This is a genomic window from Hydrogenophaga sp. SL48, assembly GCF_021729865.1.
Taxonomy (GTDB): Bacteria; Pseudomonadota; Gammaproteobacteria; order Burkholderiales; family Burkholderiaceae_C; genus Hydrogenophaga.
In genome coordinates this window covers 3525642-3549916 of sequence record NZ_CP063400.1, presented here as the reverse complement: position 1 = coordinate 3549916, position 24275 = coordinate 3525642, and the positions used below count along the sequence as shown (strand labels likewise).

Below are 24275 nucleotides of genomic sequence, written 5' to 3'. Positions count from 1 at the left end.
GTCGAGGCCAGGGCGCCGCGGAACCGGCTTCGCCGGGCCGCCAGCGCCGCCCCCTGGGGGGTGACGCCGCAGGCGGCGCGGGGGGGGTTATTGCTCTCCCAAAGCGTCGATCAGCGCCTTGAGTTCGTCCATCTCGCCCGGCTTGAGGTCCGACAGCGGTGCGCGCACCGGGCCGGCGCCGTGGCCGACCAGCCGGGCGCCCGCCTTGATGATGCTCACGCCATAGCCTTCGACGCGGTTGCGGATCTTCAGATAGGGCATGAAGAACTGCCTGAGCAGGCGGTGCTGCGTGGCCATGTCGTCGGTGCGCACGGCTTCGTAGAACTGCATCGCGGTCTTCGGGATGAAGTTGAAGACGGCGGACGAATACACCGGGGTGCCCAGCGCCTTGTAGGCGGCGGCGTACACCTCGGCCGTGGGCAGGCCGCCCAGGTAGGCGAAGCGGTCGCCCATCGCCATGTAGATGGAGGACATCACTTCGATGTTGCCCAGGCCATCCTTGAAGCCGATCAGGTTGGGGCAGCGCTCGGCCAGGATGGCCAGCGACTCGGGCGTGAGCTTGGTGCGGTCGCGGTTGTAGACGATGACGCCGAACTTCACGCTCTTGCAGACCTGCTCCACGTGGGCGATCAGGCCCTCCTGGCCGGCTTCGGTCAGGTAGTGCGGCAGCAGCAGGATGCCGTGGGCGCCCAGGCGCTCGGCTTCCTGTGCGTGGGCGATGGCGGTGCGGGTGGGGCCGCCGGCGCCGGCAATGATCGGCACCTTGCCGCGGCAGGTGTCCACCGCGGTCTTGATGATCTGGCCGTACTCCTCACCGTACAGCGAGAAGTACTCGCCCGTGCCCCCGGCCGCGAACAGCGCGCTGGCGCCGTAGGGCGCCAGCCATTCCAGGCGGGCGGCGTAGCCCTTGGCGTTGAAATCGCCCTGGGCGTCGAAGTCCGTCACGGGGAAGGACAGTAGGCCGGAGGACATGATTTGCTTGAGGTCTTGGGGGGTGTATTGCATGGTGGTTCTGCCTGGGTGGGTGGAGAAGGTGGGTATGGGTGGTTTAGTTATAGGATGTCAGACAACTGGTGCGATTGTGGGGAATTGAAGAGGAGGGCGTCAAGGGCTTCCATGCACGTATGTGGAAACCCCTTATCCCCCGTCAGAACCGCGGTTGGTGACCGGTGAAGCCAGGGTCGTACTTGCGCATCTGCCCCAGGTCGTCCCGGTTGCGGATGGTGGTGTTCAGGTAGTTGTCAGACAACCTGGCCAGGGCCTCGCGGTCGATGGACACGCCCAGGCCAGGCGTGGTGGTCACGCGCAGGCTGCCGTTTTCAAACCGCAGTCGTCCGCCCTGCACCACCTCGTCGTCCTGCCAGGGGTAGTGGGTGTCGCAGGCGTAGGAGAGCTGGGGCACCGAAGCGGCCAGGTGCGTCATCGCCATCAGGCTGATGCCCAGGTGCGAGTTCGAGTGCATCGACAGGCCCAGGCCGAAGGTCTCGCACATCAGCGCCAGGCGCTGCGTGGCGCGCAGGCCGCCCCAGTAGTGGTGGTCGCTCAGCACGATCTTCACCGGACAGCCCATCTCGGCGTTGCGGCGGAATTCCTTGAGGTCGGTGACCACCATGTTGGTGGCCAGCGGCACCTCGCACGCGGCGGCCACGGCGGCCATGCCGTCCAGGCCCGGGGCCGGGTCTTCGTAGTACTCCAGCACGCCGCGCAACTGCTCCACCACCTTCAGGCTGGTGGCCACGGTCCAGTTGGCGTTGGGGTCGATGCGCAGCGGCGCGCCGGGGAAGGCCTGGGCCAGTGCCAGCAAAGCGGCCACTTCCTGCTCCGGTGGCAGCGCGCCGGCCTTGAGCTTGATGCTCTTGAAGCCGTACTGGTCGATCATGCGGCGCGCCTGCGCCACCATCTGTTCGGGCGTGATGCCCTCGCCGAACGGGTCGGGCGGATAGGGCTTGTCGATGTGCTCGGCGTACTTGAAGAACAGGTAGGCGGAGAACGGCACGGCCGGGCGTGCCGCGCCGCCCAGCAGGTCCACCACCGGCGCGTTCGCCAGCTGGCCCTGCAGGTCCATCATGGCGACCTCGAAGGCGCTGATCACCTTGGCCACGGTCTTGGACACATGCGTGCCCGGCGCCAGCGAGACCTGCTGGCCCAGGAACTCCGAGGCGGACATCTGCCTGGGCGCCACCAGCGCCGCCACGCGGGTGTCCATCTCGTTGAGCGCCCAGGGCGACAGTCCGGTGAGCGCGGGCGCGGCCTTGGCCAGCGCGTCCAGCATGGGCAGGTCGCCGTAGCTCTCGTTGATGCCGACCAGGCCGGAATCGGTCTCGATCTCGATGATCGAGCGCAGGGCCCAGGGCTCGTGGATGCCGGCCGCGTTGAGCAGCGGCGGGTCGCGGAACGCGATGGGCGTCACGCGCACATGGCGGATGGCGTGGGAGGTCATTTCAGCAGCAGCCCAGGCAGCCAGAGCGACAGCCCCGGGATGTAGGTGACCGCGACCAGCACCAGCAGCAGCGCGCCGAAGAAAGGCATGAGCGCCTTCACGACCTGCTCCATCGGCAGCTTGGCCACGGCCGCGCCCACGAACAGCACACCACCCACGGGCGGGGTCAGCAGGCCGATGCCGAGGTTGACCATCATGATCATGCCGAAGTGCACCGGGTCCACGCCGATGCTGGTGATCACCGGCAGCAGGATGGGCGTGAGGATCAGGATCAGCGGCGCCATGTCCATCAGCGTGCCCAGCACCAGCAGCAGCACGTTGATCAGCGCGAGGATCACGTAGCGGTTGTCCGACAGCGCGGTCAGCGCGGTGGTGATCTGCAGCGGGATCTGCATCAGCGTCATGATGTAGCCGAAGCTCGCGGCGAAGGCGATCAGGATCATCACGATGGACAGCGTCTTCACCGTGCGGTGCACCAGCTTGGGCAGCTCGCGCCACTGGTAGTCGCGGTAGATGAACATCGTGACGAAGAAGGCCCAGACCACGGCGATGGAGGCCGACTCGGTGGCCGTGAACACGCCGCTGAGAATGCCGCCCAGGATGATCACCATGGTCATCAGGCCCCACAGCGCGTCGGCGCAGATCTTGAGCGCCTCGCGCATCGGGATCACATCGCCCTTGGGGTAGTTGCGCTTGCGCGCCATGTAGAGGCACATGACGGCCAGCGTCAGCCCCAGCAGCAGGCCCGGCAGCACACCGGCGATGAACAGCGACGCGATCGACACCGTGCCGCCCGCGGCCAGCGAGTAGATCACCGCGTTGTGGCTGGGCGGAATCAGGATGGCTTGCACCGAACCGCTGACGGTGACGGCGGTGGCGAAGTCGCGCGGGTAGCCCTTCCGCTCCATCTCGGGGATCAGCACCGTGCCGACCGAGGCCGTGTCGGCCATGGACGAGCCGGAGATCGCACCGAAGAAAGTGGAGGCCAGGATGTTCACCAGCGAGAGGCCGCCGCGGATGAAGCCGACCAGCACGTTGGCGAAGGCCACCAGGCGCCGCGCCATGCCGCCTTCGGCCATGATGGCGCCGGCCAGCACGAAGAAGGGAATCGCGAGCAGCGAAAACTTGTTGACGCCGTTGGCGATCGCGATCATCACCGCGTCGAGCGGGATGTCGATGTACCAGGCGCCGATCAGGGCGGCCATGCCCATGGCGTAGGCCACGGGGGTGCCGATCAGGATCAGCACGAAGAAACTGCCGAGCAGGACGTAGGGTTCCATCACGCGGCTCCTGTTTCTGCGGATTCGTGATCGAACGTGACCACGGCGCGCTGGCTCTGGTCACCCAGGAACATGTGTTCCAGCACGAAGAGGGCGGTCACGGCGCCGCCGATCGGCACCGGCAGGTAGCTGAAGCCCACGGGCATCCAGGGCAGCTCGGGGATCGACTGGCCCCAAGTGCCCATGCACAGCTTCACGCCGTACCAGAGGGTGAAGAGGCTGATGGTCAGCATCAGCGCGTGCACCACGCCGCGCAGCGGATGGCGCAGACTTTCGGGCAGGCGGTCGGTGACCATGGCGACGGCGATGTGGCCGCCCGCGCGGTAGCTCACCGCAGCGCCCAGAAAGGTGAACACCACCATGAGCAGGATGGAGATGGGCTCGGGCCACTGCGAGCCGGTGCCCAGCACGTAGCGCGAAAAAATGCCCCAGGGGATGAAGAGCGACATCGAAACGATGCACGCCCCCGCGACCCAGATGCAGGCCAGGTAGACCAGGTCCAGAAAACGCGAGACAGGGTGTCCGCTCGGTGGGTGGTGACTCATAAGAGCTTCAAGAAAAAAAGTGACAGGGCGAGCGCGTCCAGCACACACCGAGGAACCGGCTTCGCCGGGCCTCAGGTGTGGTCCCCCTGGGGGGAAGCCGCGAAGCGGCGCAGGGGGGATTTACTTGACCGCCGCGATGCGGTTCATCAGGTCCACGTGCTTGGCGCCGTACTTGGCGCGCACCGGGGCGGTGGCGTCAAAGAAGGGCTTGTTGTCGATGGCGATGAACTCGACACCGGCGGCCTTGAGCTTGCCGGAGTACTCCTCCACGCTCTTGTCCCACAGCACGCGCTGCTCCATCTGGGCTTCGCGGGCCAGCTTCTTCACCAGCGTCTGGTCGGCCGGGGTCAGCTTGTCCCAGGTCACCTTGGACATCACCAGGATCTCGGGAATGATCAGGTGGTTGGTCTGGCTGTAGTACTTGGCCGGGGTGGTGTAGTGGTTGGCGGTGAAGTAGCTCGGCGGGTTGTTTTCCGCGCCGTCGATCACGCCGGTCTGCAACGAGGTGAACACCTCGCCGTAGGCCATGGCGATGCCGTTGCCGCCCATGGCGTTCATGGTGTCCACGAACAGCGGGTTGCCCATCATGCGGACCTTCTGGCCCTTGAGGTCGGCGGGCGTGCGCACCGGCTTCTTGGTGTAGAGGCTGCGCGCGCCACCGTCCATCCAGCCCAGGGCCACCAGGCGCGCCGGGCTGGCCGTGACCTTGGCCAGCAGTTCGTCGCCCACGGGGCCGTCGATCACGGCGCGCATGTGCTTGATGTCGCGGAACACGAAGGGCATGTTGAACACGTCCACCTCGGGCACCACCGGGCCGATCACGCCCAGCGAGATGCGGGCCATCTGGATCGCGCCCAGCTGCACCTGCTCGACGGCTTCCTTCTCCTGGCCCAGCACGGCGCCCGGGAAGGTCTGGATCTTGATGCGGCCCTGTGTGGCGGCATCGAGCTTCTTGCCCATGCTTTCCACGGCGGCCACGGTCGGGTAGCCGGCGGGGTGCGTGTCGTGCGACTTCAGCACGGTCTGTGCGTGGGCGGTCAGGGGCAGCAGGGTGGCCAGGACCATGCTGGCAATGAGTCGGCGTTGCAGTTTCATTGATGTCTCCGTTGGGTGGTGGTTGAGGTGAAAAAAACCGTGCCGGCGCATCAGGCGATGCAGCGCGGCTCGTCCAGGCCCCTCACGCCTGGACGCAGTGCAAAAACGCCCCCGGCCAGCGGCTGATCGGTGAGATCACCGCCGGGCCGGATGGACGTGACGAACAGGGTGTCGAGCCCGGCGCCGCCGAAGGCGCACATGGCCGGCTTCTTGACGGGCACGGCCAGCGAGCGGTCGAGCCGGCCCTCGGGCGTGAAGCGGTGCACCAGGCCCGCGTCGTTGCCGCAGATCCAGTAGCACCCGTCAGCGTCCACCGCCGCGCCGTCGGGCCGCCCGGGCAGGGGCTTGAAGTCGATGAGCACGCGCGGGTTGTGCGGCGTGCCGGTGGGGGTGTCGTAGTCGAAGGCCCAGACGGTCTGCACGTTCGGGTGCGAGTCCGAGAGGTACATGGTCTGGCCGTCGGGGCTGAAGGCCATGCCGTTGGGCGTGATGAAACCGCCCTGCAGTGCGCGCAACTCCGCGCCATCCAGTGCGTACAGGCTGCCCGAGGCGCGCGCCAGCGACATGTCCATCACCATGGTGCCGGCGCGCAGCCGGCCCTGGCGGTCACAGCGGCCGTCGTTGAAGCGCATGCCCGGCTCGGGCTGTTCGATGCGCGTGATCCAGTCGCAGCCCACCGTGCCGTCGGCCTGCGGTGTCAGCCGCGCCACGCCGGTTTCCATGGCCGCGATCCACTGCCCGTGGGGCAGGGCGTCGCTGCCGGCGGCGAGCGCGATGCAGCCGGTCTGTTCGGGCGTGGGCCACTGCAGGGTCTGGCCGCTGGCGCTGTGCCAGCACCAAAGCGCCCGGCCCGGGATGTCGACCCACCACAGGCTCTGGCGCGCGCTGTCCCAGACGGGGCTTTCGCCCACGCCGTTGCGCGCGTCCAGCACCAGTTCGGCTTGTTCGCTCATGGCCGGTTCAGGCTTTCTTGAACGGGTCGGCTTTGACGAAGCCGCCGCCTTGATACACCGCTGCGGGATCGTTCAGGTCGGGCGCGCTGGTGCGGGCGAACACCGCGTCGCGGAACACGTCCGAGCTGTCCTGCGGCACGTAGCCGATGTGGCGCGCACGGCTGTTGTCCCACCAGGTGACGGCGTTGTCCGACATGCCGAACACGATGCTGTGGCCCAGCACCGGGGTGGAGAGGCAGGCGCTGATCAGGCGGTGCAGGTCGTCGAAGCTCAACCAGGTGGCGAGCATGCGGCGGTCGCGCGGCTCGGGGAACGAGGAGCCGATGCGCACGCAGGCGGTCTCTATGCCGTAGCGGTCGAAGTAGAAGCGCGAGAAGTCTTCGCCGAAGGCCTTGCTCACGCCGTAGTAGCTGTCGGGCCGCGCCGGGTGGTCGGCGGTGAGGGTCTCGCTCTGCTGGTAGAAACCGGTGACGTGGTTGGAGCTGGCGAACACCACGCGCTTGACGCCGTGCTTGCGCGCCGCTTCGTACAGGTGGTACACGCCCAGGATGTTGGCCTGCAGGATGGCCTCGAACGGCGCCTCCACCGAGATGCCACCCAGGTGCACGATGGCGTCGCAGCCGGCCACCATGGCGTCGACCTCGGACGGATTGGCCAGATCGGCCAGCACCACCTCCTCGCCGCCCTGGGCCTCGCCGACGGGCGACTTGTCAGACAACCTGAGCACATCGCAGTTGGCGGCCAGTCGCGGGCGCAAGGCGGCACCGAGGCCGCCGGCGGCGCCGGTCAACAACAGTCTGTGGTGCGTTTTGATAGGGTTTACCATGACAATGAAGGCTTTTTTGAGAGGGGTTGCACAGACGTCTGGGGCTTTGCTACAGTTCGTTCATCCCGCCGATGTCTGTTGTGTGTTGTCAGACAACTGGGCGGATTGTGAAAACCCCCGCGCTGGCTGTCAAGGAAAAAACCATGGACCCCGTGAAAACCCTAGGTGAGGAGACCGCTGTCACGGTCGCTGCGCCCGACCGCCCCCGCCGGGCACGCGGCCTGGTGTCCGAAATCGTGGCCTCGCTGGGGGCCGACATCCAGGAAGGCCGGCTGATGCCCGGGCACAAGCTGCCCACCGAGTCCGAGCTGGTGGGGCGCTTCGACGTGAGCCGCACGGTGGTGCGCGAGGCGATCTCGCGCCTGCAGGCCTCGGGCCTGGTCGAGACGCGCCACGGCATCGGCACCTTCGTCATGGCCCCGCGCGCCGTGCAGGCGAACTTCCGCATCGCGCCCGAGGACGTGGCGACCGCCGCCGACGTGATCGAGCTGCTGGAGCTGCGGATCAGCCTGGAGAGCGAGGCGGCCGCGCTGGCGGCGCAACGGCGCTCGCCCGAGAGCCTGTCGGCGATGGCGGCGGCGCTGGCCGCGTTCAACGTCGCGATCCACGCCGACTCCGACGCCGTGCCCTCGGACTTCCAGTTCCACGTGGAGGTCGCGCGCGCCACCGGCAACCGCCACTTCGCCGACCTGATGACCTACCTGGGCACCATGATCATTCCGCGCACGCGGCTCAAGACCGCCGCCAGCGCGCCCGAGGGGCGGCTGCCCTACCTGGAGCGCGTGCACCACGAACACGAGAGCATCCTCGACGCCATCCGGCGCCACGACCCCGAGGCCGCGCGCGCCGCGATGCGCACCCACCTCTCCAACAGCCGCGAGCGCCTGCGCCGAGCGCAACCCGAAGACGGTGAACCCCCAAGCGGGCTCCCGCCGCCGGCGGGAGCCCGGGGCTCCGCCGCTGCGCGGGTCGCTGCCCCCTGAGGGGGCTGACCCGCCTTGGGGCGGCCCGGCGGGTCGCCACTCTTTGTCCCTGCTTTTCTTTCTTCTCTGTATCTACAAACATGAACACCCTGCAATCCATCAACGCCCGCACCGGCGAAGCCCACGGCACCCCCCTGACCCCGTCCACCGCGCAGGACATTGACCGCGCCGCCACCGCCGCGCACGCCGCCTTCGACGCCTGGGGCCGCAGCAGCGGTGAACAGCGTGCGGCCCTGCTGCGCGCCCTCGCCGACGGGCTGGAAGCCGAGCGCGAGACGCTGGTTCCCCTGGCCGACCTCGAAACGGCGCTGGGCCCGGTGCGCCTCAACGGTGAACTCGACCGCACCACCTTCCAGCTGCGCCGCTTCGCGGACATCGCCTTGCGCGGCGAGCCCTTTGCCGTGCTGGACGATCCGGCCGTCGCCGGCGGACCGCCCGCCGGCCACCCGGCCATGGTGCGCCAGCGCGTGCCGCTGGGCCCGGTGGCGATGTTCGCGGCCAGCAACTTCCCGTTCGCCTTTTCCGTGCTCGGCGGCGACACCGCGTCGGCGCTGGCCGCCGGCTGCCCGGTCGTGGTCAAGGCCCACCCCGGCCACCCCGGCCTGTCGCAGGTGGTGTTCGCCATGATCCAGCGCGTGCTCCAGGCGCAGGGCCTGCCCGCAGGCCTGATCGGTTTCGTGCAGGGCGCCGGCATCGAGGTCGGTGTCGGCCTGATCCGCCACCCGCTGATCGCCGCGGGCGCCTTCACCGGCTCCACCCGCGGCGGCGCCGCGCTGCAGGCCGAGGCCAATGCGCGCCCGCGCCCGATCCCGTTTTATGGCGAGCTGGGATCCATCAACCCCCTGGTCGCGCTGCCAGCCGCGCTCGCCGCCAAGGGCGCCGAACTGGCGACCACGCTGGCCGGGTCCATCTCGCTGGGCTGCGGCCAGTTCTGCACCAACCCCGGCCTGCTGGTGCTGGTGGACGGCCCCGAAACCGATGCCTTCATTCAGCAGCTGACCCCAGCGCTCGCCCAGCAGAAGCCGCACCCGATGCTCACCGCCGGCATGCGCAAGGCCTTCGACGCCGGCGTCCAGGCGCTGGTGGACGCCGGCGCGTCGTCCCTGCTGCAGGGCGAGGGCGTGGCCCCCGCGCCCGGCCCGCAGTTGCTGCAGGTCAGCGCCCAGCGCTTCATCGAGCACGCAGAACTGCGCGAAGAGGTGTTCGGCCCGAGCAGCCTGATCGTGCGTTGCGCCAGCCTCGCCGAGGTGCCGCAGGTGCTGGCCGCCGTGGGCGGCAGCCTCACCGTCACCGTCTGGGGCGCCGACGAAGACACGGCCGCGCACCGCGCCATCGTGCGCAGCGCCACCCAGATCGCCGGTCGCGTGCTGTTCGCCGGTGTGCCCACCGGTGTGGCCGTCACGGCGGCGCAGCAACACGGCGGCCCCTGGCCCGCCAGCACCTCGCCCATGACCACCTCGGTGGGCGACGCGGCGCTGGAGCGCTTCCTGCGGCCGGTGTGCCTGCAGGACGCGCCGGTGTGGCTGCTCGCGCGCGGCGGCGTGCCGTGCTGAGCGACCACCCTCCCGACGCCCGCAGCACCCGCTTTGTCAGCCGGCCACGCAACGTGGTCTGGATCGCCACGCTCTGCTGCCTGCTCTGGGGCAGCGCCTACCCGGCGATCAAGGGCGGCTACGCGCTGCTGGACATCGCCCGCGGCGACACGGCGGCGCAGCTGGTGTTCGCGGGCTGGCGCTTCCTGCTCGCGGGTGGCCTGCTGCTGGTGATCGCGCGCCTGATGGGCAAACCGGTGACGGCGCTGGCGCCCGCGCAATGGCGCCAGGTGAGCCTGCTCGGGCTGGCGCAGACCTCGCTGCAGTACGTGTTCTTCTACGTCGGCCTGGCCCACACCACGGGCGTGAAGGGCTCCATCCTCAACGCCACCGGCACCTTCTTCAGCGTGCTGCTGGCGCACTTCATCTACGCCAACGACCGGCTGAGCCGGCGCAAGGCGCTGGGCTGTGCGGTCGGCTTCGTGGGCGTGATGGTGGTGAACCTGCGCGGCGCGCAGGGGCTGGACGCCAGCTTCACCCTGCTGGGCGAAGGCTTCATCGTCATCGCGGCCTTCGTGCTGTCGGCCGCGAGCATCTACGGCAAGCGCGTCTCCCAGCGGCTGGACCCGATGGTCATGACCGCCTGGCAACTCGCCATCGGCGGGCTGGTGCTGCTGCTGGGCGGGCTGATCGGTGGCGGTGCCATCGCCGGCTGGAGCGCCGGCTCGCTGGCCTTGCTGGGCTACATGGCCGTGCTGTCGGCCGCGGCGTTCGCGCTCTGGGCCGCGCTGCTCAAGCACCACCGGGTGGGGCAGGTCACGGTGTTCAACTTCCTGATCCCCGTGTTCGGCGCGCTGCTCTCGGCCCTGTTCCTGGGCGAGGCGGTGTTCGAGTGGCGCAACCTGATCGCGCTGGTGATGGTGTGCGGGGGCATCTGGCTCGTGACCACCGAAGCCGCCGCGGCGCCCGCACCGGCCGGCTGACACCGCGTTCGGTCTGCCAGCGCACAGACGCGCTGCGCACAGGCGCCTAAGGTCCGTCCATCTCATTGATGGACGGACCCCCATGCTGAAAAACAAAGTGGTGATCGTCACCGGTGCCGCCTCCGGCATCGGCCGGGCGATCGCCCTCGTGGCCGCCCGCGAGGGTGCGCACCTGGTGCTGGCCGATGTGGACGCCCACGCGGGCAACGAGACCTTGAATCAGGTGCGCGAGCTGGGCGCCGAGGGCCTGTTTGCGGCCTCCGATGCCGGCAAACCCGACGACGCGCAGGCGCTGGTGGACCAGACCATGGCCCATTTCGGCCGCCTCGATGCGGCCTGCAACAACGCCGGCATCGGCGGCGCCAGCGCGCTGCTGGCCGACTACCCGCTCGACGCCTGGGACCAGGTGATCCGGGTCAACCTCTCGGGTGTGTTCTACGGCATGAAGCACCAGATCCCGGCCATGCTGCTCAACGGCGGCGGCGCCATCGTCAACACCGCGTCCATCCTCGGCATGGTGGGCATGGCCACGGCGCCCGCCTACACCGCCGCCAAACACGGTGTGCTCGGCCTCACGCAGGCGGCCGCCATCGCCTACGGCGGCCAGGGCGTGCGCGTCAACGCGGTCGGCCCCGGCTTCATACACACCCCCATGGTCCACGCGCTCGAAGACGACCCCGACACCAAGGCCGCGCTGATCGCCGCACACCCCCTCGGTCGCCTCGGACTGCCCGAAGAGGTGGCCGAGCTGGTGGTGTGGCTCGCCTCCACGCGGGCCTCCTTCGTGACCGGCTCTTACCACCCGGTCGATGGCGGCTACCTCGCCCGCTGAACCTGTTTTTTTCTGGAGCACCTCATGAACCTTCGCCACCCCATCCGAACCGCCGTCCTCGTCACCAGCCTGGGCGCCCTGGCCCTGCTCGGCGCCTGCAGCAAGCCCGCCGAGCCCGAGGTCGTGGCCACGCCCGCGCCCCCCATCACCCTGGGCACCCAGGTGGACGACACCGTGATCACCTCCAGCGTCAAGTCGCTGCTGCTGGCCGACGACCTCGTGAAGTCCTTTGACCTGCAGGTCGAGACCCGCAAAGGCGTCGTGCAGCTCAGCGGCTTCGTGGACAGCCAGGCCCAGATCGACCAGGCCGTGTCCCTCACCCGCGCCGTGGCCGGCGTGACCGACGTCGAGAACGGCGTGACCCTGAAAGGCGGCTCGACCACGGTCGGCACCAAGATCGACGACGCCTCCGTGACCGGCCGTGTCAAGACCGCGCTGCTGGCCGACCCGGCCATCAAAAGTTTCGACATCAGCGTGGTGACGTTCAAAGGCGAGGTGCAGCTCACCGGCTTCGTCAACAGCCAGGACCAGATCGAACAGGCCGGCAAGCTCGCCAGCGCCGCCGAAGGCGCCACCGGTGTGAAAAACGAACTCATGATCAAGCAGTGAACACCATGACCAACTCCCACAAGCTCACCTCCATCGCGGAGCTGCGCAGCCAGGCGCGCCAACACATCGAACAGGGCGCCGTGACCGCCGGCTACGACGCCGACCGCCCGAAGGTCCTGCAGCTGCTCAACGAAGCGCTGGCCACCGAGATCGTCTGCGTGCTGCGCTACCGGCGCCACCACTTCATGGCCAGCGGCATCCACGGCCAGAGCGTGGGCGCCGAGTTCCTGGTGCACTCCAACGAAGAACAGGCCCACGCCGACCTGCTGGCCGCGCGCATCGTGCAGCTCGGCGGAGAGCCCGACTTTTCGCCCGACACCTTGAGCGAGCGCAGCCACGCCGAGTACGTGCCCGCCGAGAGTCTGGCCGAGATGATTCGAGAGAACCTGGTCGCCGAGCGCATCGCCATCGACAGCTACCGCGACATGGTGCGTTACCTCGGCGACAAGGACCCGACCACCAGCGTGCTGCTCAAACAGATCCTGGCGGTCGAAGAAGAACACGCGGACGAACTGGCCGACCTGCTGGAAGGCATGCCGGCGCACGGGGCCTGATTTTTCTGGGTGATGGATCTCCCTTGGGGGCCATGCGGTAGCGCATGGCCTCTTTTTTATGGCGTGTCCGATCCGATGCGTTTGATCACCCGGTCAAAGTCGCTTTCAAAGAGCCGGTCTTGCACGATCCGGTACTTCTCGAACTCGGTTTCCGCGTGCGCCTTGGCCAGCTCAGCGGACACCTTGCCCGCATCCCGCAGGATCTCCCGGTCCCAGAGTTTCAGAAAACCGTTCAGACGTGTTTCCCAATCCTGCATGGTCATGGGCATGCGGCGCATCGCCTGAAGCTCGGCCATGTCCAGATACGCGGAAACGATGCGATGCATCTGCGCCAGCTCGAATTCCGATAGGTAGTTCTTCGCGACCGACACGTCGTATTTGTGGATCTTGCTCTGGGGTGCACCTTCCCAGTGGGTCAGACCCATGTGGTCCTTCTCGTGGTCTGTCCGGCCAACGATCAGCTCCGCCGCCGTCTGCCCGTGGATGGCGAAATGCAGCTTGTTTTGCACGGCGGCAAAGAAGCGCTGGGTCGCTGTGGCCGAGGCGTCGTAGTCGAGCGCGGTGGCGTAGATGTCGGTGATCTTTTGGTAGAACTTGCGCTCGGACACCTGGATTTCACGGACCTTCTCCAGCTGCCGCTCGAAGAAATCCTCGGTCAGCACGCTGCCACCGCTCTTCAGGCGCTCCGAGTCCATCACCCAGCCCTGGATGGTGTAGTCCTTGACGATCCGGTTGGCCCACTTGCGGAACTGCACTGCCCGTTCGTTTTCGATCTTGAAACCCACTGCAATGATGGCCTGCAGGCTGTAGTGGTCCACCTTGCGCTGGACCTCTCGCTCGCCCTCGGTTTGAACCGTTAAGTACGGCTTAACAGTTGCCTCGCGCTCCAGCTCGTTGTCTGCGTAGATGCGTTTCAGATGTTGGCTGATGGCCGGTACCGACACGTCGTAGAGCGTTGCCATCATCTTCTGGGTCAGCCAGAGGTTTTCATCCTCGTAGCGCATCTCCACACTGGTGCTGCCGCCACCCGTGGCCGCAACGAAGGTCAGGTACTCCGCCGCCGAGGATCGAACGAGGGAGACCTCTTTTTTCTTGACGGTGTTTGAAGGGGGTTTCTTGCTCATGGTCCGGATGCCAGCATGGCCGGTGGTGGCAGATCATCATAGCGATGACCCCGGCACCATTGCCGGTTGAAAGCGCCCCCTGAAAGTCGTATCAACTGACCACGTTTGCTTGTGACGGTGTGGTCGCAACATCCTTGCAAATCTGGAATCCAACTCCACGATTGCAAGGATAAAGAGGGCCGACGGCCCCCTTCCCGCTGCCCTCCGCACCCCGCATACGCCACCCGGCGTACATACGCCTCCAAGGGTTCTCCCTAGCATCCCCTTTGTCCGCTGCGAATCCCTCTTTCGAGGGCGGTCCGGCGGCCAGAGTCACCCCACCAACGGATGTTTTTTAGAACCCCTGGAGAAGCGCCATGATGCAACGTCGATTCACCCTCAAAGCCCTGACGGTCGCCACCGCCCTGGGCGCCTTCTGCCTCTCGGCCCACGCGGCCGACACGATCAAGGTCGGTGTGCTGCACAGCCTGTCGGGCACGATGGCCATTTCGGAAACCGTGCTGAAAGACGTGGCCCTGATGGCCATCGACGAGATCAACGCCAAGGGTGGCGTGCTCGGCAAGAAACTCGAACCCGTGGTGGTGGACCCGGCGTCCAACTGGCCGCTGTTCGCCGAAAAGGCCAAGCAGCTGATCGACCAGGACAAGGTCGCCGCCGTGTTCGGCTGCTGGACCTCGGTCTCGCGCAAGTCGGTGCTCCCGGTGTTCGAAGAAAAGAACAACCTGCTGTTCTACCCGGTGCAGTACGAAGGCGAAGAGCTGTCCAAGAACGTGTTCTACACCGGCGCAGCCCCCAACCAGCAGGCCATTCCCGCCGTGGAATACCTGATGAGCAAAGACGGCGGCTCGGCCAAGCGCTGGGTGCTGCTGGGCACCGACTACGTCTACCCCCGCACCACCAACAAGATCCTGCGCGCCTTCCTGAAAGCCAAGGGCGTGAAGGACGAGGACATCATGGAGGAGTACACCCCCTTCGGTCACTCCGACTACCAGACCATCATCGCCAACATCAAGAAGTTCGCGTCCGCCGGCAAGAAGACGGCCGTGGTCTCCACCATCAACGGCGACTCCAACGTGCCGTTCTACAAGGAACTGGGCAACGCCGGCCTGTCCGCCAAGGACGTGCCTGTGGTCGCTTTCTCGGTGGGTGAAGAAGAGCTGCGCGGTGTGGACACCAAGCCGCTGGTGGGCCACCTGGCCGCCTGGAACTACTTCATGAGCGTGAAGAACCCGACCAACGCCGAGTTCACCAAGAAGTGGGCCGCCTACGCCAAGGCCAAGGGCATCGCCGGCCACAAGGACAAGCCGCTGACCAACGACCCGATGGAAGCCACCTACATCGGCATCAACATGTGGGCGCAGGCCGTGGCCAAAGCCAAGTCCACCGACACCGACAAGGTCATCGCCGCCATGGCCGGCCAGACCTTCAAGGCCCGGGTGGTTTCACGTCCACGATGGACAAGGAAAACCACCACCTGCACAAGCCGGTGTTCATCGGCGAAGTGAAGGCCGACGGCCAGTTCAACGTGGTGTGGAAGACGCCGGGTCCGGTGGTGGCCGATCCGTGGAGCGACTACATCGCCGAGAACAAAGGCAAGGCCAACGTTCCTGTGAAGAAGTGAGGGTCTGACGATGCGCTGGCTGCGTTCCTGCCTGGTGTTGCTGTGCCTGTTGGGCGCAGCCAGTGTGCAAGCCCTCACCCCCGCCGACGCGCTCGCGCTGGCGGCGGGTGAGAGCGATGCCCGCATCGCCACCCTCAACCGCCTCGCGGCGGCCCCCGATGAGAAGGCCGTGGCGCTGATGCAGGCGCTGGCCAACGGTGCCGTGAAGGTGCAGGGTGAGCAGGTGCTCATCCTGGCCGACGACGGCAGTGGCACCGACGCCGTGTCCGGCGCGGCCGTCACCCCGGCTGACGATGCCGAAGACGCCATCGTGAACAACCGCATCCGCAGCGCGCTGGAAACGGCCCTCGCCGTGCGCGACCTGTTCCGCCCCGACCCCGGGCCGCAGCGCGAAGCTGCCGCCCTGCTGCAACGCAGCGCTTTTGATGAACCCGACGCCAGCCAGTTGCCGCTGGTGGAAAAAGCCCTGGCGGGCGAGCTCGACCCCGCCGCCCGCGACAGCCTGGAGCTGACGCGCGCCGCCATGCAGCTCGCCAGCGAAGACGAAGCGCAGCGCCTGGCCGCCGCGCAGACTTTCGCCAAGATGGGCCAGCCCGCGCTGCGCCCCCTGCTCGCCAAACAGCTCGACGTGGAATCCAGCGCCGCCGTGAAGGCCGCGCTCAGCGCCGCCCTGTCCTCGCTCGACCGCAGCCTGGCCGTGAGCAGCGCGCTCTCGCAGGCCTTCACCGGCATCAGCCTCGGCTCCATCCTGCTGCTCGCCGCGCTCGGCCTCGCCATCACCTACGGCCTGATGGGCGTGATCAACATGGCGCACGGCGAGCTGATCATGATCGGCGCCTACGCCACCTGGCTGGTGCAGGCCTTCTTCAAGGAAGCGCTGCCCGGCCTGTTCGACTGGTACCTGCTCGCGGCCCTGCCCGTGGCCTTCACCGCGTCGGCCCTGGTGGGCGCGGCCATGGAGCGCACGGTGATCCGCTTCCTCTACGGCCGCCCGCTGGAGACGCTGCTCGCCACCTGGGGCATTTCGCTGGTGCTGATGCAGGGCGTGCGCACGCTGTTCGGCGCACAGAACGTGGGCGTGGAAAACCCGAGCTGGATGAGCGGCAGCGTGACGCTGCTGGGCAACCTCACGCTGCCCTGGAACCGCATCATCATCATCGCCTTCGCGGCCGCCGTGCTGATCGGCGTCACGCTGCTGATCACCCGCACGCGCCTCGGCCTCTTCGTGCGCGGCGTGACGCAAAACCGCCCGATCGCCAGCTGCATGGGCGTGAACACCGCGCGCATCGACACCTACGCGTTTGCGCTCGGCTCCGGCATCGCCGGCCTGGCGGGCTGCGCGCTGAGCCAGATCGGCAACGTGGGCCCCGACCTCGGCCAGAACTACATCGTGGACTCGTTCATGGTGGTGGTGCTCGGCGGCGTGGGCCAGCTCGCCGGCACGGTGTACGCCGCACTGGGCCTGGGCATCCTCAACAAGTTGCTCGAAGGCTGGGCCGGCGCGGTGCTGGCCAAGATCGCGGTGCTGGTCTTCATCATCGTCTTCATCCAGAAACGCCCTCAAGGAATTTTCGCCATGAAGGGCCGAGAAGTATGACCACCCCCGTCGCTTCGCTCCGCCCCTCAAGGGGCAACGCCCTGCGGCCCGGCAAAGCCGGTTCCGCGGCGTTCCCGGCTTTGAGCCTCGCTCGCATGGATCTGCGCTCATGACAACCGCTTCAATATCCCTTCCCGCCCGTGGCCCGCTGCTCACACGCACCGGCTGGAGCGGTGCGCTGGTCGCGCTGCTGGTGGTCTGCGCCGTGGCGCCCGCGCTCAACCTGCTGGTGCCCGAGGGCAGCGCGTTCCACCTCTCCGACTACATGGTCGGCCTGCTCGGCAAGATCATGTGCTACGCCATCTGCGCGCTGGCCATGGACCTGATCTGGGGCTACACCGGCATCCTGAGCCTGGGCCATGGCCTGTTTTTTGCGCTCGGCGGTTACGTGATGGGCATGTACCTCATGCGCCAGATCGGCACCGACGGCAACTACAAAAGTGAGCTGCCCGACTTCATGGTCTTCCTGGACTGGAAGGAGCTGCCCTGGCACTGGGCGCTCTCCGACAGCTTCATCGCGACCCTGCTGCTGATCGTGCTGGTGCCGGGTTTCGTGGCCTTCGTGTTCGGCTACTTCGCCTTCCGCTCGCGCATCAAGGGCGTGTATTTTTCCATCATCACGCAGGCCCTCACGTTTGCTGCGCTGCTGCTGTTCTTCCGCAACGAGACCGGCATGGGTGGCAACAACGGCTTCACCGACTTCAAGCGCATCCTCGGCATGCCGCTGGCCACGCAAGAGATGCGCATGACGCTGTTCGTCATCACCGGCCTGGTGCTGCTGGGCTTCTTCCTCTGGGCGCGCTGGCTGGTCAACAGCAAGTTCGGCCGGGTGCTGCAGGCGGTGCGCGACGCCGAGAGCCGCGTCATGTTCTGCGGCTACAACCCGCTGCCCTACAAGCTCACCATCTGGACGATTTCGGCCGTGATGTGCGGCATCGCCGGCGCGCTCTATGTGCCGCAGGTCGGCATCATCAACCCGGGCGAGATGAGCACCGCCGCCAGCATCGAGATCGCGGTCTGGGCCGCGGTGGGCGGCCGTGCCACGCTGGTCGGCCCCATCATCGGCGCCTTCATCGTCAACGGCGCCAAGAGCTGGCTCACCGTGAGCTTCCCCGAGTACTGGCTGTACTTCCTGGGCGCGCTGTTCATCGCCGTCACCTTGTGGATGCCGCAGGGTGTGGTGGGGCTGGTGAAGAAAATCCGTGGAGCGAAAGCATGACGCCCGATCTGATGGAAGAGGGCGCGCAGCGCTTTCAGAAAATTCACGCGCTCGACACCTCGCGTCAGACCGAGTCGGGTGGCCGCTCAGCAGCCTACGGCCGCATCGCCAGGGCCGGTGAGGTGGACACCACGCACGGCCGCATCCTGTACCTCGAAGACGTTCATGTGAGCTTCGACGGCTTCAAGGCCATCAACGGTCTGAGCCTGGACATCGCGCCCGGCGAGCTGCGCTGCATCATCGGCCCCAACGGCGCCGGCAAGACCACGATGATGGACATCATCACCGGCAAGACCCGGCCCGACAAGGGCACGGTGTTCTTCGGCAGCACCATCGACCTGCTGCGCTACCGCGAGCCCGAGATCGCCGCTTTGGGCATTGGCCGCAAGTTCCAGAAGCCCACGGTGTTCGAGCAGCTGAGCGTGTTCGAGAACCTGGAGCTGGCCCTGGCGACCGACAAGCGCGTGCGCCACAGCATGGTGTTCCGCCCCACCGACGAAGAGAAAGACCGCCTGGGCGAGGTGCTGACCACCATTCACCTGGCCGACAGCGCGGCGCGTTTGGCGGGAACCTTAAGCCACGGGCAGAAGCAGTGGCTGGAGATCGGCATGCTGCTGATGCAGGACCCCAAGCTCTTGCTGCTGGACGAGCCGGTCGCGGGCATGACGGACGAAGAAACGGAGCGCACGGCGCAGCTGTTCCTGACCCTGAAGGGCAAACACTCGCTGATGGTGGTGGAGCACGACATGAGCTTCATCCGCACCATTTCGGAGAAGGTCACGGTGCTGTGCGACGGCTCGGTGCTGGCCGAAGGGACGTTGGACGAAGTGCAGGCCGATGAACGCGTGATCGAGGTGTACCTCGGTCGCTGAAGCAACCCCGGAGATGATCATGAGCCTGCTCAAAGTCAAAGACGTCAACCAGTACTACGGCGGCAGCCACATCCTGCGCAACGTCAATCTCACCGCCGAACTCGGCCAGGTCACGGTGGTGCTGGGCCGCAACGGCGTGGGCAAGACCACGCTGCTCAAATCGCTCATGGGCCTGGTGCCCATCAAGAGCGGCGGCATCACGCTCGATGGCGTGGCCATCGACAAAGCCACCCCCTACGAACGCGCCCGCATGGGCGTGGGCTTCGTGCCGCAAGGCCGCGAGATCTTCGGCCGCCTCACGGTGCAGGAAAACCTGCTGATGGGCCTGGCCTACAAGAAGGGCAGCACGCCGATTCCGGCGGAGCTGTTCGAGCTGTTCCCGGTGTTGAAGCAGATGCTCGGCCGCCGCGGCGGCGACCTCTCGGGCGGGCAGCAGCAGCAGCTGGCGATCGCGCGCGCGCTGGCCGCCGGACCGAAATTGCTGATCCTCGACGAACCCACCGAAGGCATCCAGCCCAACATCATCAAGGACATCGGCAAGGTGATCCGCATGCTCGCCGACCGCGGCAACATGGGCATCGTGCTGGTGGAGCAGTACTACGACTTCGCCGAAGAGCTGGCCGACCGGTACGTGGTGATGGAGCGCGGCGAAGTCATCGCCAGCGGCCCGGGCAGCGAGATGCAGAGCAAGGGCATCCGCCAGCTCGTGGCGATCTGATCTGCCCCCCGCCGCGCTTTGCGCGACCCCCCAAGGGGCGGCACTGGCCGTCCGGCGAAGCCGGCCCGGCGGTGCCCTGGCCTGTGCACCCTTTCATGCCTCGGGGTGGCGCTCCGGCACCACGGAAAACGACAGCGCTTTGAAGGCAGGTCGGTGTGAGGGGGTGACGGCGCCAGTGCGCCGGCGCGGGGATGGGTCTACCCCATCGAGTTCACGCTGGCCAGCAGGCCTTCGCTTTTGGCGGGCGGCTTGTAGCCCGCCGGCAGCGACATGCCGCCCGCCGCGCGCCCGGTGTGGCTCTGTTCGCCCAGCCCGGCGTGGATGTCGGTGGTGCGGTAGCGTTCGCGCAGCGTCTGCGCCTGGAGCCTGAGGGCCGCGTGATCGGGAATGCGTGCCTCGTGGCGGTGCAGCACCAGGTGGGCCGATTCGATCAGCTTGGCGTTGAGCGTCAGTTCGCCGTGTTCGAGCAGCCGGAGCACCGCCGCCTGCGGGTCGCCCTTGAGGCTCAGGGTCATGGCCTCTTCGGTGAGCTTGAGGATCTGCGCATGGGCGGCGTGCACGCGGTTGATGAAGTCGTTGCGACCCACCGCCGCACAGGCCAGCAGCTCGGTGAGCGCGCGGCTGGTGCAGAAACGCATCGCCATGGTGTCCACCGCCGCGTCCACCTCGTAGAGCTGGATCGAGCGCGCCGCGAGCCGCGTCATCAGCGCGAGCAGGTTGCTGCCCGTTTCAAAATCGAACGAGGGTTGAGCGATGGTCTTGGCCATGCGGCGCACTTCGGCGAGTGCGCGTGCCGTCTGGTGGTCCTGGATCGCCAGCAGGGCCTCGATCACGTCGAGCAGGCGCTGGTTGCGCGCGCTGCTGCCGGGGTGCCTTTCCCGCAGGTGTTCGAGGTGGTCCCGGCAGCGCTGCAAACCCCGTTGGTCGTTGTTGTCCAGCCTGGCGAAAGACAGCAGGACGAGCGCCTGGGCGTCGTAGAGCTTGGAGTCCAGGCCGATGCGCGTGGCGCGGTCGAGCAGCTCCACGCCCTCGTCGCGCTCGCCCGCGTACCAGGCCATCATGCCGTGCTTGAGCAGGCGGTTGACCGACGAGGGGGTGAGCTGGGTGGCCATCTTGAAGGTGGCCAGCGCGTTCTTGAAATGGCCCAGCTCGAACTGCGCCCGGCCCATGATGTCGTAGGCGTCGGTGTAGCCGGGCTCGGTTTCGATCAGGCCCGCCAGCGTGGTGGTGGCGCGCTGCGGGTAGCCGGCTTCGAGCTGGGCGCGGGCCACGCCGAGCCTGGCCCAGGGCAGCGTCTTGGCCTCGACCACCGCTTCGTAGAGCTTCTCGGCATCGGCCATGTGGCCGGTGCGCAGCATCAGCTCGGCGCCGATGCGCGCGGCGTAGAGCCAGTAGGGCTTGCGGGCGACAAAGTGCTGTATGCACAGCTCGCCGGCTTCGTCGAACCGCTCGGCCTCGATGGCGGTGAAGATCTCCCGGAGCACCTGCTTGCGCTCCCGAGCCTGGCGGATGCGTTCGACCAGGCCGGCCGCCGTGTGGGGCTTGAGCAGGTAGGCGTCGAGCGCCGATTCGGCCGCCTCGGCGACCTTGCTGTACGAGGCCTCGGAGGTCACCATCACGAACACCGTGAAGAACGGCAGCAGCTGGTTGCGGCGCAGGTCGTCCAGCAGGTCCTGGCCGGTGGTGTCTTCGCGCTCGAAATACTGTTCCGAGATCACCACGTCGTAGGTGCCCATCTCCAGCTTGTGACGGGCATCGACCAGCCGTGCGCACTGCACGATGACCCCCACGCCCGCTTCACGCAACTGGTTCACGATGATGGACCGCGATTGCGGATTCCCGTCGATGACGAGTGCTCGGGCGTCGTGGAGTTCGGTCGCGACGGGGTCCATGGGCAGATCGTGTGGGGCGGTTCGGCGGGGGAGGTGAAAGGGAGCGCGGAGCGCCCGGTGTCCCGCCACCATTGTGTGACGCCCGCCGGGGCACCATCGGCCGAACAGGACCCCAAAAGCCGCCCTGTTCGGCGCCAGGGAGCGCTGCCCGCTCAGACCCGCCAGATGCGGGGCGGGGTGGCCGCCACGCCCCAGGCGGCCGTGCGCAGCGCCGCCCAGGCCTGCTGCAGGCCGAGCATCAGCGGCTCCACCAGCGGCGCCATGGCGCGCAGCACCAGCATCTGCGGGTTCGGGCAGGTGGCGGCGGCCTGCACCCCCGCCGGCCACCCGGCGATGGTCGCGCGCACGGCCTCCAGCAGTGCCTCCTGCCGCGCGCGCCCGAGCGGGTGGCCGCAGGCCAGCAGCAGCGTGCCCATGCAGCGCTGCCCGCCCAGACCGAGCGGCGATTCGAGCAGACGGGTGTCGGCGGCGTCGATGCGCGCCTGCTCCAGCCAGAGGCCGGGCAGCTCCAGCCGCTGGCAGAAGCGGCCTTCAACGAAGGGCTGGCCGGCGGTGGGCAGGCCCAGCGCGGTGACGTCCCAGGCCAGCAGCTCGGCGCCGTCGGCCAGCGTCGCGGTGAGCGTGTTGTGGGCCTGGCAGCCGGGGTAGGCGATGGCTTCGAGCGGCAACCACTCCAGGCGCGCGCCCGCGTCCAGCGTCAGCGCCACCTGCTGGGTGGTGGGCGGGCCATCGCTGGCATAGAACCGCGTGGCACCCGGGGTGCTGATGAGGCCGTGTGCCCCGCTGCCCACGTGCACTTTCACGTCCAGCACATCGCCGCCGACCAGCCCGCCGGGCGGGTGGATGATGACGTTGTGACAGATCGCGTCGCCCTCGGGGTAGAGGCTCTTGAAGATGCGCAGCGGGCCGGTGTGATCGTGGCGCAGCACCGTGCGCGAGGCGTCGCGGCGGTAGTCGAGATTCAGGTGGGCGTGCCAGGGCATGAGTGAGTGTAGGTTCCCCCCGCGCCGCTTCGCGTCACCCCCAGGGGCGGCACTGGCCGTCCTGCCAAGCCGGCCCGACGGTGCCCTGGGGAGCTTCCCTGCGGCTTGGGGGTGTGTTGGGCTGCCCCGTCAAGGGCTCGGAGTGTCCTGTGCTTTGTGGCGCTGCGGTGTCCAGAAATTGCGGTGCGGCGCGAGCAGCTCGGCCTCCATTTCGGGCAGCGGTCCGATGACTTCGATGGCCTTCTGCCCGCGCGCGATCACCTCGCGGCAAGGCAGGGACAGCGTGGGGTTTTCTTCGTGGTTGCCGGTGAGCGCGAGCAGGGCCTCTTCGCTCGCGCCATAGACGACGCGCCCGATGTTGGCCCAGTAGAGGGTGCCGGTGCACATCGCGCAGGGCTCGAAGGTGGTCACCAGCGTGCAGCGCGCGAGGTATTCGCCGGGCCAGTTGTCCGCCGCCGTTCGCGCCAGCGTGGACTCGGCGTGGTTCACCGTGTCGATGTTGCCCTGCTCGGCCAGCACCGTCTCGCCATCGGGCGCGACCAGCAAGGCACCGAACGGGTGGCGGCCCATGCTCGCGGCGCGGAGGGCGACTTCGTTGGCGCGGCGCAGGTGGCGGGCAACTTGATCAGTGTTCATGTGGTGATATCAAACAGTCCTGTCGGAGCGAAGTGCCTTCCACCCAGGGGCACCGCGGAACCGGCTTCGCCGGGCCGCCAGTGCCGTCCCCCTGGGGGGAAGCGCCGTCAGGCGCGCAGGGGGGTCATCCCTGACTACCGCGATGTGCCCAGCCCGTGGTGTGTTTCTCCACGAAGCTGAACAGCTCGTACATGGCCATCGCCATCGCGCCCACCACCAGCAGGCCGCTGAAGGCCAGGCCCATCTGCATGGAGCTGCCGGCGGAGATCAGCAGGTAGCCGATGCCTTCGTTCGACGCCGTCATCTCCGACACGGTGGTGCCCACGAAGGCCAGCGTGATCGCGACCTTGAGCGAGCCGAAGAAATAGGGCATGGAGCGCGGCAGCCCGACCTTGGTCAGCACATCCCAGCGCCGGGCGCCGAGCACGCGCAGCACGTCTTCCAGCTCGGGCTCCAGCGTGGCCAGGCCGGTGGCGATGTTGACCATGATGGGGAAGAAGCTGATGAGGAAGGCGGTCAGGATCGCCGGGCCGGCGCCGATGCCGAACCACACCACCAGGATCGGCACGAAGGCCGCCTTGGGCAGCGCGTTGAACGCCGTCATGAGTGGGTACACCGCGGCGTACGCCAGGCGCGAGCTGCCGATCAGAAAGCCCAGCAGCACACCGACCACGATGGCGATGCCGAAGCCCGCCATCGTCACCCAGAAGGTGCGCCAGGCGTGGCCGAGGATGGTGGTCTTGTGCTCCAGCGTCTGTTCCCAGATGCGCGAGGGGCTGGGGAAGATGAATTCCGAGACGCCGAAGCCGCTGCAGATCACCTCCCAGACCACGACGATCGCGAGCAGCAGCAGGAAGGGCGACCAGCGTTCGACTTGTTTTTTGTTCATGGTGTGGATTCCTACGTCATTTCAAGATGCTGATGCGATACGCGTGCCGCAGACCCAGCCCAGAACACCGCGGAACTGGCTTTGCCAGGCCG

The 24275-nt window shown here is 67.5% G+C and carries 22 protein-coding genes and 1 pseudogene; 11 read left to right on the top strand and 12 right to left on the bottom strand.

Features of this window, described 5'->3' with window-relative positions:
- Window positions 1-87 precede the first annotated feature (87 nt).
- The 7 genes from kdgD to IM738_RS16730 all read right to left on the bottom strand — a co-directional run bounded on the left by kdgD (window position 88) and on the right by IM738_RS16730 (window position 7139).
- Window positions 88-1005, bottom strand: a complete 918-nt coding sequence (kdgD, locus tag IM738_RS16760; RefSeq protein ID WP_236962181.1) for a 5-dehydro-4-deoxyglucarate dehydratase — start codon at window positions 1003-1005, stop codon at window positions 88-90.
- A 142-nt stretch (window positions 1006-1147) separates the two neighbouring features.
- The gene (locus IM738_RS16755; protein ID WP_236962180.1) at window positions 1148-2440 is read right to left on the bottom strand and encodes a glucarate dehydratase family protein; all 1293 of its coding nucleotides are present in this window, start codon (window positions 2438-2440) and stop codon (window positions 1148-1150) included.
- A complete protein-coding gene (locus IM738_RS16750) occupies window positions 2437-3720 on the bottom strand; it encodes a TRAP transporter large permease (protein ID WP_236962179.1) in 1284 nt (427 codons plus the stop codon). Before IM738_RS16750 ends, IM738_RS16755 begins: the two co-directional genes overlap by 4 nt.
- Window positions 3720-4265 (bottom strand): TRAP transporter small permease, encoded by a 546-nt coding sequence (locus tag IM738_RS16745; protein ID WP_236962178.1) that lies wholly within the window; start codon window positions 4263-4265, stop codon window positions 3720-3722. Before IM738_RS16745 ends, IM738_RS16750 begins: the two co-directional genes overlap by 1 nt.
- Before the next feature lie 120 nt (window positions 4266-4385).
- Window positions 4386-5360, bottom strand: coding sequence for a TRAP transporter substrate-binding protein (locus tag IM738_RS16740; RefSeq protein WP_236962177.1), 975 nt, complete (start codon window positions 5358-5360; stop codon window positions 4386-4388).
- Between the two features lie 50 nt (window positions 5361-5410).
- Window positions 5411-6313 carry an SMP-30/gluconolactonase/LRE family protein gene (locus IM738_RS16735; RefSeq protein ID WP_236962176.1) on the bottom strand — a complete coding sequence of 301 codons (903 nt, stop codon included), beginning with the start codon at window positions 6311-6313 and terminating at the stop codon, window positions 5411-5413.
- 7 nt (window positions 6314-6320) lie between these two features.
- Window positions 6321-7139, bottom strand: coding sequence for an NAD-dependent epimerase/dehydratase family protein (locus IM738_RS16730; protein WP_236962175.1), 819 nt, complete (start codon window positions 7137-7139; stop codon window positions 6321-6323).
- Between the two features lie 143 nt (window positions 7140-7282).
- Here IM738_RS16730 and IM738_RS16725 point away from each other — a divergent pair, with 143 nt between their 5' ends.
- From IM738_RS16725 to IM738_RS16700, 6 genes are all read left to right on the top strand, one after another.
- Window positions 7283-8122, top strand: coding sequence for a FadR/GntR family transcriptional regulator (locus IM738_RS16725; protein ID WP_236962174.1), 840 nt, complete (start codon window positions 7283-7285; stop codon window positions 8120-8122).
- Window positions 8123-8202: 80 nt separating this feature from the next.
- Window positions 8203-9675 (top strand): aldehyde dehydrogenase (NADP(+)), encoded by a 1473-nt coding sequence (locus tag IM738_RS16720; protein ID WP_236962173.1) that lies wholly within the window; start codon window positions 8203-8205, stop codon window positions 9673-9675.
- Entirely contained in the window at window positions 9669-10637 is a 969-nt protein-coding gene (locus tag IM738_RS16715) for a DMT family transporter (RefSeq protein WP_236962172.1), read from the top strand. Before IM738_RS16720 ends, IM738_RS16715 begins: the two co-directional genes overlap by 7 nt.
- Window positions 10638-10719: 82 nt before the next feature.
- Window positions 10720-11469, top strand: coding sequence for an SDR family NAD(P)-dependent oxidoreductase (locus tag IM738_RS16710; RefSeq protein ID WP_236962171.1), 750 nt, complete (start codon window positions 10720-10722; stop codon window positions 11467-11469).
- 24 nt (window positions 11470-11493) lie between these two features.
- Window positions 11494-12078, top strand: a complete 585-nt coding sequence (locus IM738_RS16705) for a BON domain-containing protein (RefSeq protein ID WP_236962170.1) — start codon at window positions 11494-11496, stop codon at window positions 12076-12078.
- A gap of 5 nt (window positions 12079-12083) precedes the next feature.
- A complete protein-coding gene (locus IM738_RS16700; RefSeq protein WP_236962169.1) occupies window positions 12084-12632 on the top strand; it encodes a ferritin-like domain-containing protein in 549 nt (182 codons plus the stop codon).
- A gap of 56 nt (window positions 12633-12688) precedes the next feature.
- On the opposite strand, the gene IM738_RS16695 is transcribed toward IM738_RS16700, so the two are convergent.
- A complete protein-coding gene (locus IM738_RS16695; RefSeq protein ID WP_236962168.1) occupies window positions 12689-13756 on the bottom strand; it encodes a virulence RhuM family protein in 1068 nt (355 codons plus the stop codon).
- Between the two features lie 359 nt (window positions 13757-14115).
- Between IM738_RS16695 and urtA the strand changes: the two are divergent.
- From urtA to urtE, 5 genes and pseudogenes are all read left to right on the top strand, one after another.
- A pseudogene (urtA, locus tag IM738_RS16690) lies at window positions 14116-15377 on the top strand (urea ABC transporter substrate-binding protein).
- A gap of 10 nt (window positions 15378-15387) precedes the next feature.
- Window positions 15388-16974: an urea ABC transporter permease subunit UrtB gene (urtB, locus tag IM738_RS16685; RefSeq protein WP_236962167.1), complete on the top strand. Its 1587-nt coding sequence runs from the start codon at window positions 15388-15390 to the stop codon at window positions 16972-16974.
- A gap of 109 nt (window positions 16975-17083) precedes the next feature.
- Complete coding sequence (urtC, locus tag IM738_RS16680) at window positions 17084-18193, top strand: urea ABC transporter permease subunit UrtC (RefSeq protein ID WP_236962166.1); 1110 nt, start codon at window positions 17084-17086, stop codon at window positions 18191-18193.
- Window positions 18190-19065, top strand: coding sequence for an urea ABC transporter ATP-binding protein UrtD (urtD, locus tag IM738_RS16675; protein ID WP_236962165.1), 876 nt, complete (start codon window positions 18190-18192; stop codon window positions 19063-19065). The genes urtC and urtD overlap by 4 nt, the downstream gene beginning before the upstream one ends.
- A 25-nt stretch (window positions 19066-19090) precedes the next feature.
- The gene (urtE, locus tag IM738_RS16670) at window positions 19091-19783 is read left to right on the top strand and encodes an urea ABC transporter ATP-binding subunit UrtE (protein ID WP_236966341.1); all 693 of its coding nucleotides are present in this window, start codon (window positions 19091-19093) and stop codon (window positions 19781-19783) included.
- A 197-nt stretch (window positions 19784-19980) separates the two neighbouring features.
- Here the strand turns inward: urtE and IM738_RS16665 are convergent, their stop codons facing one another.
- The 4 genes from IM738_RS16665 to IM738_RS16650 form a co-directional block, all read right to left on the bottom strand.
- Window positions 19981-21675, bottom strand: coding sequence for a response regulator (locus tag IM738_RS16665; protein ID WP_236962164.1), 1695 nt, complete (start codon window positions 21673-21675; stop codon window positions 19981-19983).
- Between the two features lie 152 nt (window positions 21676-21827).
- Complete coding sequence (locus IM738_RS16660; protein WP_236962163.1) at window positions 21828-22658, bottom strand: urease accessory protein UreD; 831 nt, start codon at window positions 22656-22658, stop codon at window positions 21828-21830.
- Between the two features lie 129 nt (window positions 22659-22787).
- A complete protein-coding gene (locus IM738_RS16655) occupies window positions 22788-23294 on the bottom strand; it encodes a nucleoside deaminase (RefSeq protein ID WP_236962162.1) in 507 nt (168 codons plus the stop codon).
- Window positions 23295-23418: 124 nt separating this feature from the next.
- A complete protein-coding gene (locus IM738_RS16650) occupies window positions 23419-24183 on the bottom strand; it encodes an ABC transporter permease (RefSeq protein ID WP_236962161.1) in 765 nt (254 codons plus the stop codon).
- Window positions 24184-24275: the final 92 nt, after the last annotated feature.

Coding starts and splice junctions, on each gene's coding strand:
- IM738_RS16750 (WP_236962179.1), bottom strand. CDS start 3,720: ATGGAACCCTACGTCCTGCTCGGCAGTTTCTTCGTGCTGATCCTGATC.
- IM738_RS16695 (WP_236962168.1), bottom strand. CDS start 13,756: ATGAGCAAGAAACCCCCTTCAAACACCGTCAAGAAAAAAGAGGTCTCC.
- IM738_RS16730 (WP_236962175.1), bottom strand. CDS start 7,139: ATGGTAAACCCTATCAAAACGCACCACAGACTGTTGTTGACCGGCGCC.
- IM738_RS16720 (WP_236962173.1), top strand. CDS start 8,203: ATGAACACCCTGCAATCCATCAACGCCCGCACCGGCGAAGCCCACGGC.
- IM738_RS16725 (WP_236962174.1), top strand. CDS start 7,283: ATGGACCCCGTGAAAACCCTAGGTGAGGAGACCGCTGTCACGGTCGCT.
- IM738_RS16655 (WP_236962162.1), bottom strand. CDS start 23,294: ATGAACACTGATCAAGTTGCCCGCCACCTGCGCCGCGCCAACGAAGTC.
- IM738_RS16650 (WP_236962161.1), bottom strand. CDS start 24,183: ATGAACAAAAAACAAGTCGAACGCTGGTCGCCCTTCCTGCTGCTGCTC.
- kdgD (WP_236962181.1), bottom strand. CDS start 1,005: ATGCAATACACCCCCCAAGACCTCAAGCAAATCATGTCCTCCGGCCTA.
- urtD (WP_236962165.1), top strand. CDS start 18,190: ATGACGCCCGATCTGATGGAAGAGGGCGCGCAGCGCTTTCAGAAAATT.
- urtB (WP_236962167.1), top strand. CDS start 15,388: ATGCGCTGGCTGCGTTCCTGCCTGGTGTTGCTGTGCCTGTTGGGCGCA.
- IM738_RS16755 (WP_236962180.1), bottom strand. CDS start 2,440: ATGACCTCCCACGCCATCCGCCATGTGCGCGTGACGCCCATCGCGTTC.
- IM738_RS16745 (WP_236962178.1), bottom strand. CDS start 4,265: ATGAGTCACCACCCACCGAGCGGACACCCTGTCTCGCGTTTTCTGGAC.
- IM738_RS16665 (WP_236962164.1), bottom strand. CDS start 21,675: ATGGACCCCGTCGCGACCGAACTCCACGACGCCCGAGCACTCGTCATC.
- IM738_RS16740 (WP_236962177.1), bottom strand. CDS start 5,360: ATGAAACTGCAACGCCGACTCATTGCCAGCATGGTCCTGGCCACCCTG.
- IM738_RS16705 (WP_236962170.1), top strand. CDS start 11,494: ATGAACCTTCGCCACCCCATCCGAACCGCCGTCCTCGTCACCAGCCTG.
- IM738_RS16660 (WP_236962163.1), bottom strand. CDS start 22,658: ATGCCCTGGCACGCCCACCTGAATCTCGACTACCGCCGCGACGCCTCG.
- IM738_RS16700 (WP_236962169.1), top strand. CDS start 12,084: ATGACCAACTCCCACAAGCTCACCTCCATCGCGGAGCTGCGCAGCCAG.
- IM738_RS16710 (WP_236962171.1), top strand. CDS start 10,720: ATGCTGAAAAACAAAGTGGTGATCGTCACCGGTGCCGCCTCCGGCATC.
- IM738_RS16735 (WP_236962176.1), bottom strand. CDS start 6,313: ATGAGCGAACAAGCCGAACTGGTGCTGGACGCGCGCAACGGCGTGGGC.
- urtC (WP_236962166.1), top strand. CDS start 17,084: ATGACAACCGCTTCAATATCCCTTCCCGCCCGTGGCCCGCTGCTCACA.